10 protein-coding genes are annotated in these 12,464 nt (G+C 53.5%); 4 read left to right on the plus strand and 6 right to left on the minus strand.

All coding sequences use genetic code 11. The features are described 5' to 3' along the window. The first annotated feature begins 2 nt into the window (after positions 1–2). On the plus strand, positions 3–1,409 hold the full coding sequence (locus tag BMZ40_RS03320) for an SLC13 family permease (protein ID WP_092372706.1): 1,407 nt from the start codon (positions 3–5) through the stop codon (positions 1,407–1,409). On the opposite strand, the gene BMZ40_RS19085 is transcribed toward BMZ40_RS03320, so the two are convergent. From BMZ40_RS19085 to BMZ40_RS03350, 6 genes are all read right to left on the minus strand, one after another. Beyond that, a complete protein-coding gene (locus BMZ40_RS19085) occupies positions 1,389–1,799 on the minus strand; it encodes a hypothetical protein (protein ID WP_143075523.1) in 411 nt (136 codons plus the stop codon). The two genes, BMZ40_RS03320 and BMZ40_RS19085, sit on opposite strands and share 21 nt — an antisense overlap. Positions 1,800–1,913: 114 nt before the next feature. Beyond that, positions 1,914–3,587 carry a sensor histidine kinase gene (locus tag BMZ40_RS03330; RefSeq protein WP_092372708.1) on the minus strand — a complete coding sequence of 558 codons (1,674 nt, stop codon included), beginning with the start codon at positions 3,585–3,587 and terminating at the stop codon, positions 1,914–1,916. 338 nt (positions 3,588–3,925) lie between these two features. Beyond that, positions 3,926–4,372: a response regulator gene (locus tag BMZ40_RS03335; RefSeq protein ID WP_092372709.1), complete on the minus strand. Its 447-nt coding sequence runs from the start codon at positions 4,370–4,372 to the stop codon at positions 3,926–3,928. 348 nt (positions 4,373–4,720) lie between these two features. Continuing rightward, complete coding sequence (locus tag BMZ40_RS03340) at positions 4,721–5,164, minus strand: response regulator (protein WP_092372710.1); 444 nt, start codon at positions 5,162–5,164, stop codon at positions 4,721–4,723. Positions 5,165–5,307: 143 nt separating this feature from the next. After that, on the minus strand, positions 5,308–6,777 hold the full coding sequence (locus tag BMZ40_RS03345; protein ID WP_092372711.1) for an SLC13 family permease: 1,470 nt from the start codon (positions 6,775–6,777) through the stop codon (positions 5,308–5,310). 57 nt (positions 6,778–6,834) lie between these two features. Continuing rightward, positions 6,835–7,389 (minus strand): hypothetical protein, encoded by a 555-nt coding sequence (locus tag BMZ40_RS03350; protein WP_092372712.1) that lies wholly within the window; start codon positions 7,387–7,389, stop codon positions 6,835–6,837. Positions 7,390–7,758: 369 nt separating this feature from the next. Here BMZ40_RS03350 and BMZ40_RS03355 point away from each other — a divergent pair, with 369 nt between their 5' ends. From BMZ40_RS03355 to BMZ40_RS03365, 3 genes are all read left to right on the plus strand, one after another. Next, complete coding sequence (locus BMZ40_RS03355) at positions 7,759–10,290, plus strand: sigma-54-dependent transcriptional regulator (RefSeq protein ID WP_092372713.1); 2,532 nt, start codon at positions 7,759–7,761, stop codon at positions 10,288–10,290. A 108-nt stretch (positions 10,291–10,398) separates the two neighbouring features. Beyond that, complete coding sequence (locus tag BMZ40_RS03360; RefSeq protein ID WP_092372714.1) at positions 10,399–12,066, plus strand: sensor histidine kinase; 1,668 nt, start codon at positions 10,399–10,401, stop codon at positions 12,064–12,066. Next, positions 12,050–12,463, plus strand: a complete 414-nt coding sequence (locus BMZ40_RS03365) for a response regulator (RefSeq protein ID WP_245751016.1) — start codon at positions 12,050–12,052, stop codon at positions 12,461–12,463. The genes BMZ40_RS03360 and BMZ40_RS03365 overlap by 17 nt, the downstream gene beginning before the upstream one ends. Position 12,464: the final 1 nt, after the last annotated feature.

Consider the following 12,464-nt stretch of genomic DNA (forward strand, 5'->3'; position numbering starts at 1 on the left):
ATATGGCTGAATTAGAGGATAAAGCACCACAACCTCTCAAGATTATACTTGCAAAGGGGGCTACTGCCCTGGTTCTGGGATTGCTGATCATGTTGTTGCCAACCCCGGAGAATCTGACGCCCGAGGGACACCGTCTGCTGGCATTGCTGGTCACCGTGGTCTTTCTTTGGGTCAGTGAGGCCGTACCTATTGGAACAACCGCCCTGTTTGCCGGTGCTGCCCTGATATTGCTGAATATCACCAATGCGGCCAAAGCGTGGGCCCCGTTTGCCAGCCCCGCAGTCATGTTTGTGCTCATGATCATCATGTTCGGTGTGGTCCTGAATGAGGTCGGACTGGCCAGCCGGATCATGTACTATCTGCTCAGGTTCGCCGGGACCAAGGTCAAACGCCTGAGTCTCATACTGGCACTTGGATGTACCATCACGTCTTCGGTTTTTCACGACGCAACCATTACGGTTATTATGGTTTTCGCCTTTGTGCCGGTATTCATGAGCATGGGTTTAAGACCAGGCGAGGGGCATCGTTTGCCCATGTTTTTTATGCTCCTCATACCCCTGGCTGCCTCGGCCGGGGGGTTCGGCACCTTGCTCGGCGGTGGTAGAAATCCGCTTGCGATGGAAATCTTGCAGAAATTCAGTGGCGGGCAGCTCAAGATCGGATTTTTGGAGTACATCATCATCCAGTTTCCTATCTGCATTATCACGGCTGTGGCGACATGGGCCATTCTGTGGATGCTGATGCGTCCCAAAGAGAAGGAGCTTACGGGTGTCAACCTGCCTGACCCCGGTCCCATGAGTTCCGCTGAGCGCGGCGTGCTGATTATTTTTATCATCACATTTGTTCTCTGGTTTGCCGGGGATCTGACCGGTTGGCATTACAGTGTTCCGGCGGCTCTGGCCATTTTGGGCTTTTGCACACCCGGTTGGATCAGCTTCAGAACCATCTGCGACAAATTTCCATGGGAATCCTGGATTGTCTTCGGAGCCGGCGTGTCCCTCGGCGTGGCCATGCTGGACAGCGGCGCTGGACGTTATCTGGCCGAAGTGCTGCTCCCCCTTCTGGACGGACAGAATCAGTTCGTCGTGTATTTCGGCATGGGCTTTTTTGGGTCCTTCCTGTCGAGCATGATGAGCAACTCGGCAGCCGTGGCCCTGATGCTGCCCATCACCCTGCCTATGGCGGAGATGATGAACATGGCTCCACAGACCGTGGCCATGCTTGCGCCCATGACCACGTCCTTCATCATGCTGGTCATTGGTTGTCCTCCCACGATCATAGCCTACAGCACGGGCTATTTCAGTCAGGTTCAATTCATGAAGGTCGCCGTACCATGGTGTATCGCCCTGTTGCTCGTCTGCGTTCTCAGTATGATGGTTTACTGGCCGTTAATCGGTTTTACCGGTTGATTCTTGGGTAAATTCCATGATCCAGCGGGGGCCCTTGAGGCCCCCGCTTCGTTTGTACGCAAGGTTGATACCCGGCAGCGGGGAGTGTATCAGCACTAAACAAATCAAGCTGGAGGATGTATGTCCAATACTCATCACCGGGAAAGCGGCGAATATCCCTGCGGAGGGGAGCCTGAGGAAAAAAGCGATGCGGAACTGCTTTGGGCCAGTCAAAAGCCGTTGCACAATCTGCCCAGGGGAAAAAACACCTGGGATCCCGCATTTATCAAGATCTGGTGGTTTTGGCCCGCCAGCGTGGTCTTCATCATCGTTCTGGCGTTCGTATACCCTCTGATATGGGACTTTTTCAGCAGTAATTGACGTCTGTCTTTGAACGCTTTCTTCCGTCAACCCCAGGCACTTCCGGTTTCAGCAGCCCTCGCCCATTGCACCGAACCTCCCACGACGCACATCATTGACAGGGGAGCGACGTGCATGTTCGTGAAAAGGTGGCGGTGCTTTCCGTCATGAATCTTTGCAGTGTGGAGCGAGGGGAAGTTCGATGGTGACGGTAGTTCCTTTGCCGGGTTCGCTCTTTACGAAAATCTCTCCTCCGATTCGCTGCATGATGCCATGGCAGATGGACAGTCCGAGACCCGCGCCTTTACCGGGAGGCTTGGTGGTGAAGAATGGTTCGAATATTCTGGCCAGGTTTTCTTCCGGGATGCCGAAACCCTCGTCCTGCACCGTTATGATCACGCCGCCGTCTTCGCTCTTGCCTGTCGCAATGGTGATACGGCCTCCTTCAGACATGGCGTCCATTGAGTTGTTGATCAGGTTGAGCAGCAGATGGCGCAGCAGGGTGGATTCCGTGTGTACAACCGGCAGATCCTGGGCCGGAAGATCCACTATTTCGATGTTTCGTTGGGAGTACTCGCGTCGTCGTAACGCAACAATATCCTTGATAATGATGTTAATGTCCACGTCTGTGATGATGCCGTCTGCCTTGCCTCCGAAGCTGAGAAGCTTGTGGGTGATTTCCCGGCACCGACCGATCTGCATGGCGATCTGACGAAGCGATTCACGCAGATCGTTCGTGCCGGGCGCATCCTTCAGGGCGTCATTCTTGAGGACGTCCTGCATCCATCCGGCTTCTTCGCCGATGATGGCCAAAGGGTTGTTGACCTCATGGGCGATGCCGACGCCGAGCTGGCTGATGGCATCAAGCTTCTGGGCTTGAAGGCAATGATCGGCCAGGCTCGCCTGTTCCTCCTCCATTTCTGCCTGAATGCGTCGGATTCTTCCAGCAGCGAAGAAGGCAACTCCGGCGAGGGAGATCAAGCAAACCGTGCCCAAGGCAGCAAATCGTTCCATCCATTTTTTACGGGTCTGGAGGATTTCCCCCTCTTCGCGTTGAGCGATAAGACGCCAGGACGGATTGGATTCAATATGCGTGACGGCGAACCACATGCGTGATCCGTTCCACTCCCGAATATGCGTGCCCGGGGATTGCTCCCTGTTTTGGGCGAGTTGCCCATCTGTCGTGTCCAGTATCCCTCTGTGCATGATCGATCTGGTCTGCAGCGTTCCATCTTGATTGACCAGAAATACCTCGCCCGTGCGCCCGAGACGGACTCTGTCCAACAGGGAACTGAACGCATGCGCATTGGCCGAGAGACATATGATCTGCCGGGATTCGATTCCACCTGCCTTGGCGATCATGAAAAAACGCGGCGTACCATCCGAGGCTTTCTGGACATCAGTGATAATAGGGGCGGGGCGATGTCCGGTGTTTTGAAAAAAGGCTGGCCAGACGCTTGCCGGTACCTGGCCGGGAGACCCGAAAGACGCGAGGGTTTTGCCCTGTTCGTCCAAGACGGTCACGCCGTCCAGCCACTCGTGAGTCGTTTTCATTCTGGTAAAGAAGGAGGCCAGGGCGTCCTGGTTTTTTAAGTCTTGAACCATTGCGAACGCGTCCAGGGTGGACAGTGCGGATTCAAGCCTGAAATGAATTGACCGGGCGTAGGTCTGGGCGTGAAGAAGGATTTCTTCCGATGCAACCCGCCGGCATTCGAGGTCAATGCCGACCAGTGCCATTATGAAAGCGCCTGCAGTCGCCAAAATTACGGGAATGACCGATGCGAAAATAATCGTCCGGCTCAGGCGATTGCGGTGCTGCTGGAGACGTTGGACAAGCATGGACGCTCCTTGGTGGAGGTCGGCCGGGACAGTATCGCAGCGAAACGTGAATCAGAGGGCTTCGCGTGAGGCGCTGCGTCGTCTCGGAGTAGGAAGATCCTGTGTGTCGAATTGTGCAGTGTGCCGAAGGGCAGGTGCACGGGTGATCCGGGCCGGGCAATTGTTCTTTAGCGCCGCTACCCCAAGATCAGGAGTATTTTGGGGGGGCGGTATTTAAGACGCCAATGCAAAAAGTCGCGAAATAACATGAGTGTCATTCCCGCGAAGGCGGGAATCCATTTTTCAAAGGGGATGACGACTTTTTGCAGTGACGTCATTCAATGTGTTGTCGAACAAGCTTAGAACCGGATGTTTTTTTCCATCTTGTCCAGAAGTTCGCGTTCTTCTGCCTTGCGCAGGCGTTCGTCACGCTTCCACTTGACTTTGAAGGCTTCCTGAATCTTGACAACGAGATACTCGTATTCGCAGGGTTTCATGAGGTAATCATATGCACCAAGGCGCATCCCCTCTACAGCAGATGATACATCTCCGTGGCCCGTGAGCATGATCACCTCGATCCCGACATGCTTGCTGCGGATCTCGGAGAGTGTTTCAATGCCGCTGAGACCGGGCATCTGGATGTCGAGAACGACGATGTCGAATTTTTCTGCAGCCAACTTGTCCAGCGCTTCCATGCCGCTGGAAGCGCCGCTCACTTCGTAGCCGGTCTCTTTCAAGCGTTTGGCCAAGGTGTCGCGAAACCGCTCTTCATCGTCAACCAGAAGCAATTTTGGTAATAAATCCATCAGTTCCTCCTCGTGGAAGTTAGCTCGCAGTGGACAGGCAAGCCTTAGATATTTCGCATATGTCAATGAATTGTGAATACAGGAACAATCTCAGCTTTTCAAGCAATTCCCATTGAGAGGCCTGAAATGCTACAATGCTTTGCGTCAAAATGAATCATGCGTGCAAGAAGGTTTTAAGTTGACAGCATAAACATTGTTTTACGGTTTAGTGTTTCGAAGTGTTCATTCAAACGATGAAAACAGGCACGCTTCATATATGCAAGGGGGGACGTGGTCCCCCCTTGTCGTCTTTCCTCTGATGAAGCGTAGAAAAGTTGTGATCCCGAGCGGGGTCATGTCTGGGAATTATTATGTCCAGCGCTTCTGCAACTTGTCCAGCAGTGCTTTTTCCTCGGCCTTGCGCAGTCGCTCGTCACGATCCTTTTTGACCTTGTAGGCCTCCTGGATCTTGACCACGAGATATTCGTATTCGTGCGGCTTCATGAGGTAGTCATAGGCTCCCAGGCGCATGCCTTCCACAGCCGAGGATACATCACCGTGGCCGGTGAGCATGATCACTTCTACTCCAAGGTGTTTGGCACGTATCTCAGCCAGGGTTTCGATGCCGCTCAATCCCGGCATCTGGATGTCGAGAATGGCAACATCGAATTTGTTGTTGTCCAGCATATCCAGTGCTTCCATGCCGCTGGCGGCACCACTGACCTCGTATCCGGTTTCCGTCAATCGTTTGGCCAGTGTCTCGCGAAAACGGTCTTCGTCATCAACGAGGAGCAGTCTTGGTAAATTGTCCATTAATACGACCTCCTTATTCCGTCCGCAGAGCAGATTGTCTGGTGAACGGTCTTTTGTGATTCATTGGGTATCGCTTTTTAACAGTTCGTTGTTCATAGATATACAGCTAATTACCAAGATAGTATTTTCTGTACATACAAGATCTATTGCCCAAATCCGATCATTGGCCAGTAGATCAGCATGCCGCCCACGGCAATTGCCATCAAGGTCAGGCACCAGGGGATGGCCACCTTGCAGAATTCCACCTGATTGAAATAGCCGGTGCTGTAAGCAATGATAGTTGGAGGGCATCCGATGACGAGCATGATGAAGGAGGTACTGATGGGGGAAAGCATGCCCACCGCTTCAACGCTCATGTTCATCAAGCCTGCCATAGGCAGGGTGATGGGCAGGCTCAGCGCTACGGCGGCCGAGTTGCTCATCATACTGGAGAGAAAGGAACCGAACATCCCCATTCCGTAATAGGTGACGAAGACATTGTGGCCCTGCAGCATTGGGAGCATGGATTCGGCCAGATACTGTCCCAGGCCGGACTTGAGCATGGCTGCTCCAAGGGAGACGCCAGAGCCGAAGACGATCCATGATTCCCAGGGGAACTTGTCGCAGATGGTCTTGAAAGAAACCCATCCGGGTGCACAAAAACCGGCCAGGGCCAGAGCCGCGACGACCGTCAGGTGCAGGCCGGTCAGGTCGCCCAGGAACCAGAGCACAAAAGCTGCACCAAAAACCAGGGTGACGCCGATTTCAGCGGTGCTCATCTTGGGCATTTCCTCGATCTTGGCTTCGGCAGGCAGGGACACTTCTTTGGGCCTGAAGATCAGGTAGCAGATCGCCCAAGTGGCGACGGCTGTGAAGAGACACAGGGGGAAGTTGATTATCATGTACTTCACAAACCCGATGTTCAAGGACACGCCGGTGGTTTCCAGGACATACTTGGAGGTGATGTCAACAGCCAGAGGGCATCGACCGCCGCCGAGCAGAGTGCCGAAACCGCCGGCGGATGCGGACAGCGGGATCAGGATAATGAAGAATTTGCTGAGGTTGTTACTCTTCTTCGGGGTGATGCCCATGGCTGCAAAGATGGGCAGAATGGCGAAGAGCATGATGATGGTGATGGTCGCATCATGAAATATCGAAGACAGAATGGTGCTGCTGACGGCGACAAAGAAACTCAACTTCTTGACGTTGGTCCCTGCGACCTTGAGGATGAGGAACAAGAGGCGCTTGGCCAGACCCACCTCGTTCAGGACCACTCCAAACATGATGATCATCATGACGAACATGACGGCCTGATTGGCATATGGAGCCCAGGCGTCGGAGGTCTTTGTGACCTTGAAGGCGATCATGGCCGCCGTGGCCAGTAGGGCTGTGATTCCGATGGGGATGGCTTCGGAAACCCATAGGAAGACAACAGGCAGAAGGATGGCCGCTAGGCGATGACCTTCGACAGGAAGGTTTTCAGGCCTGGGCAGCAACATGATCAAGATGCCGATGCCAAGGGCAATGAGCAGTTTGATGATCATGGTCTTGCCGGACTGAGTCGGACCCTGGGGCTCTTCTTCATGGATGAGGAGTTCGTCGGGGGAAGTATCACGCACGTCTTGCGCACTCATTGAGTATCTCCTTTCTGTATATAATCTGTTAATTTATCGTCTCATCTCGAAACAACATTAAAGGCCGCAAGACTCTTTTATTCTGCGACTGATTTCCCCATACACATCAGAAAAACGTAAAAGACCCACAAGCTTTTTGCCGTCCATGACGAAAAGCGAGTCGTGTTTGAACATGACAAAACGATGGAACGCATTGTTCAGGTTGGCGTTCAGATCTATGATTTGGGACGATTTTGCAGGTTGGATGAAATCCTTGACCAAGACATCCTTGGCGGTTGTGCAGAGGTCATCCAGGGGCTTGGCCCACAAGGTGGTCTGCTCTTTCATGGGCTGGATCACGTAGCTGAACTTTTCAACATACACGCTGCTCTGCTCGTCGACCAGTTTTTCGTAGTCTGGTTCGAGCCCGCGGACCACGTCGAGGGGAGAGAGCTTGCCGACGACCTTGTTTTCACTGTCGGTCACCAGCAGGATGCGCTGTTCGCGCTTTCCGGAAAGGTATTCCTCGTTTGCCCTCTCCAGAGCCATGACCGCTCCTGAGAAAGTGGCCGTGTCCGATATTCTGGGGAATTTGGCTATGGGGACCATGAAATCTTTTACGGATGCTTCCATTATCCATCGCTCCTTGGGGTTGGGCCGGAATTGATGATTGTGCACCATCTTCGCTTCCGACACAGGTTTATTGCCGATTTCAAGTCATCAAATAATCTTGCAAACACTGCGGAGTGAGTAACAATTCCTGTGCCAAGTTTATCTGCGCGATGTACGTTTTTTTATTTAACTATCTGTTTTTAAATAAAATTATTTTGATATAAAATTCACAAAGAGTTTGCGTTTTCAGTTGTGCGGCAATGATATTGCAGAATTTTGCTATAAATTGCCCTTTTTTTTCTTGAACAAAGTATTTCGCAACTGATAATGGGAAGGAAGATTTGCACGATTTGAGGCTGCCCCGGAAAGGGGCGAGAAGATGGAGGGAGCATGGTCAAGCTGAAGATCTTTTTGGAATGGGTGTCCCGGATGCGCCCCGGTGGATCTGTTCCCGCCAGGCGTAAACTCCGAACGCGCCTGCTTGTGACGCTTATCCCCACGTCCCTCATCGTGCTCGCGCTGATGGGGTATGCAACATACTGGGCGTCATCGGAGTTCATCTCCCTCGCCCTTGAACGCAACTCAAGGATTCATGCCGTTTCCACCGCCTATGCGGTGGAAACGTTGCTGGAGCGTTGCAAGCGGCAGCTGCTTTTCGCGGCCCGCAATCCCATGAGCGCGGAGGATACGGCCCGCTATCTAAGGAATATTCGGGAACTCGATGGCCTTGAGTTTGCAGAATTTGGCTTCATGCCCCTGCGTGAAGAAGAGCCTGTTGTTTTTGTGAGTCGCGGGGGGGAAGAACAACTGCTGACGCAGGATGAAGTGGACGGCATCCGGCCCGGACCTGCACTTCTGTATGCGCATGTTCGCGGACTGAAAGTCGGAGACGTGTGGCTTTCGGAGTTCGGTGAGGTGGAGACCCCGTATCCGAGTGCCGACAATCCACGTGAACGAATGTCTCTTGTGGCTTTGCGCATGGTGACTCCCTATGTGGACCCTGATGGAGAATTGAGCGGCTACGTCTATCTTTCCCTGAACGCCCAGATGATCCGCAATGTGCTCTCTCTCTATGAATCGTCCAATTCTCCTGTTTTCGCTTTTTCGCGGAATCCAAAGTTCCAGCGCTATACCTTTTTTTTCGATGTCGGCGGATGGGTGCTTTTCCAATCCGAATCGGAAAATGAAATGGAGGCGCCTTTGCGAACCTTGAATATCCGGACGACCTTGACCGGCACTCTGGGCAGACCCGGTATGCCCGAGGCTTTCCGGCCTTCGGATTGGAACGAAAATTATTGGCGGACCGTCGAGGATGTTCGCAAGGGGCATAAGAACATTATCCGGCCACTCAATCGTGCGGAGTCCGCTTCGGCCTACAGTGATCATTTTCTTGCCTACGCCCCGGTACGCCTGCACTTGAGCCCGGATCAGGACGCCAGAATCATCGGTGGAGTCGCCTATGAGGACCGGAGCGTTCTGGTCGACCTCGCCGGATACCGGCATATTGATGTCATGCTGATCATCAGCGCCATTTCCGTACTGGTTCTGGTGCTGGCCATCGCACTGGTGGCCAGGGGCACCACGCTTGGCCTGCAGGAGCTTGCCTATGCGGTGAAGTCTCTCACGGAAAAGGGAGGAGAGTGGGAGGAGGTACGCCTGATTGAGACGGGCTACGAGGCAGAGATGCTCAAGGATTCGATTAATTCCATGATAAGGACGCTGCAGGCGCAATTCGAAGAAATCAAGTCAAAAGACCTCAAGATCGAGTCCGTGGCTTTGAAAGAGCCGGCGGAGTTGAGCATGGGGTCCACCGTGTCCTTGCTGGACGCGGATTTTCCCGAACTTGTCGGTTCGGGGCCGTACATGAAGCAAATGAAACGCGATATCATCAAGGCCAGCCAGGTCGAAGTGGACGTGCTTATCGAAGGCGAAACCGGTACGGGCAAGCAATTGGCAGCCGAAGCCGTGCATCGCCTGTCATCCCGAAATGGCAAACCTTTCATTTCCATCAATTGCGGGGAACTGGACGAGAATCTTCTGCTTGACTCCCTGTTCGGTCACGTCAAAGGGGCGTTCACGGACGGCAAAGGTGACCGGCGCGGCGCTTTTCTTCAGGCCGATGGCGGGACGCTGTTTCTGGACGAGATTCAGTCCGCATCCATGAAGGTCCAACAAGCCTTGTTGCGAGCGCTGTCTCTACGCAAGATCAAGCCGCTCGGCAGCGACCAGGATGTGGATGTGAACGTACGACTTATTACGGCCACCAATGTCGATTTGAAGGCCCTGATCGGCGCAGTAAAATTCCGCGAGGATCTCTATTACCGGCTCAAAGTCATTACCATCACAACCCCTCCGTTACGGGAGCAACGGCAGAACATTCCGATTTTGGCCATGCACTTCCTGAAAGAGGGGGAACACATGGCTGGAAGATCTGGTCTCGCCCTTTCGCGCGGGGCCCTGAAAGCCCTTATCTCCTATGATTGGCCAGGCAACATCCGTGAACTCAAACATGTGATCATAACGGCGGCCGTGATGTCCGAGGGGCGCGTGATCCAGGCCGAGCAATTGGGCATAAACGGCAAGGCAAGAAATGAGGATGACGCAATCAGCGAGAGTGCGGATCCGTATGTGCGGGAGAATGGGGTCGGTTTTGAAAATTCGTTGGCCGCAAGAACCGACATAAAGAAACAGGACGCAGTGTTGCCTTTGGATCTGAACTCCCGCCAGGTCATCGCATGCGAGTATGTACGTGCGCACGGGAGCATTTCGAGCAAGGATCTGCTCGGTCTTCTCGATGGCGGGATTTCAAAGAGAACCGCGAGCTATGACCTCCAGGACTTGGTCAGCCGCGCCCTGCTGATCAGGGTAGGACGTGGTCCCTCGACACGCTACGTGTGGCCCATGGGCGGCGATTCGGTCTGAGCGGTATCGCTGTTGCGCCCTCCTCCGGGGTCGGCTATGGATGATCCGCTAGGTTGAATAAAGGGTCATTTCACTGGTTGTATACGGAAGCATTCCTCAGGAGCACGTATGTCTGTATTTGGGCTCAAGGATCTCGGGACAAAGATTGCCATCACGGCCTTGGGTTTTTCGCTCATTCCGCTTATCGTTCTGGGTGTGACCATGTACTCCATGTTCGCGTCGGCCTACCATACCAAAGTCCGCTCCAATCTGGTGACTCTGGCCGAAAACAAACGCCAGGGAATCGATCTCTTTTTGCGTGAACAGATTTCCCAGTTGCGCACCCTTGCCTACTCCCACTCCATTGAAGACCTCTCCTCCCAGGAGAAGCTTGAGCAGATTCTGAACACGATGCAGCTGAGTTCCCGCACGTTTATCGATTTGGGACTCATTAACGAGGAGGGGGTGCACGTCAGCTATTCCGGCCCATACAATCTCTCTGATGTGAATTACAAAAACGAGAAATGGTTCAACCAGGTAATGGTCCGAAAGATCTTCGTTTCAGACGTGTTTGAGGGCTTTCGGGGCTTCCCTCACATGATCATTGCCGTAAAGAAACAGGAAAAAGGCAAGGTCTGGATTTTGCGGGCCACCATTGACTCGGATATTTTTGATTCTTTGGTGCGCTGGCTGCAGCTCGGGGATCTTGGTGACGCCTACCTGGTGAATCGCGACGGCGAATTACAGACAAAACCAAGGTTCGGAAACAAAAGCCAGGAAATCTACACGGCGTTTCTTGGCAGCCCATTTTCCGGGGCCAAAGTTGCTGAATTCGAGTCCGAGAGAAAGAAAGTGTTCGTCGGAGGGATTTGGCTTGAGCAGAAAAACTGGCTTCTCGTAATCGAGGAGGACATGCGCGGAGAACTCCAGCCCCTCTTTGAGACCCAGACGGCGACATGGGCCGTGGTGGGTGGGGGCATCATTTTCATCATAGTCGGCACCCTTATGATCACGCGCATGATCGTCGCACAGCAAGAGCGCAGTGACAGGGAGCAGGCGCAACTCAACGAGGAGCTGATCCAGTCCAGCAAGATGGCGGCGCTGGGAAAGCTGGCCGCTGGCGTGGCGCATGAAGTCAACAACCCTCTGGCCGTTATCCGCGAAAAGGCGGGCTGGATGCGGGATTTGCTGGAGGAAGAGGACGTGAAGGCGAGTCCGAATTTTCAGGAATTCGGGGATGCCGTGGATAAAATCGAGCATCATGTCGAACGGGCGGGAAAGGTCGTGCACCGCATGCTGGGTTTTGCACGGCGAATGGAACCAGTCTGCAACGATCTCTATATAAACGATGTGCTCAAGCAGACGAGCGCTTTTCTGGACAATGAAATCCGGTTCCGAAACATCCAGCTCATCTGGGAACTGGCTCAGGATCTGCCGACTATTCAATCCGATGCCGCCCAGATTCAGCAAGTGTTTCTCAATCTCCTCAACAACGCCATCGATGCCATAGATCGTAACGGCAATATCACGGTGTCCACAGGTTACGAGGATGAATCGGATATGGTACACATCAGCATACGTGACGATGGTCCGGGCATGGACAAGGAGGTCCAGCGGCGCATTTTCGATCCGTTCTTCACGACCAAGAGAGTAGGGGAGGGAACGGGGCTTGGACTTTCCATCAGTTACTCCATAATCAATAAATTGGGCGGTATCATCCGCTTCGACAGCGAAGTCGGCCACGGTACCGAATTTACAATCCTTTTGCCGGTGAAACATCATGACAGAAAGGAATAATTCGCAGATTGTGACTGTACATGCTGGCCCGTCGGTGCTTGTGGTCGATGACGAGCAGGATTTTGTTGAAACCCTGGTCAAGCGCATGGAGCGCAGGGGGTTCAAGGTCGCGGGAGTGGGTGGCGGGCAGGAGGCGCTGCTGCTGCTTGGCAAAGAGCATTTCGATGTGGTCATCCTTGATGTGATGATGCCGGGAATCGACGGGATCGAGACCTTGCGCGAGATCAAGCTCGCATGGCCCAAGATCCAGGTCATTCTGCTCTCGGGGCACGGCGGCGAGGAAATGGGGCTGCGTGGAATGGCCTACGGGGCCTATTCCTATCTGCTCAAGCCCGTAGCCTTGAAGACAATAGTGGAGACAACATACACGGCGTTTGAAGAGGCTGGGGTTCGGTAGC

The organism is Desulfomicrobium apsheronum (genome assembly GCF_900114115.1).
Taxonomy (GTDB): domain Bacteria; phylum Desulfobacterota; class Desulfovibrionia; order Desulfovibrionales; family Desulfomicrobiaceae; genus Desulfomicrobium; species Desulfomicrobium apsheronum.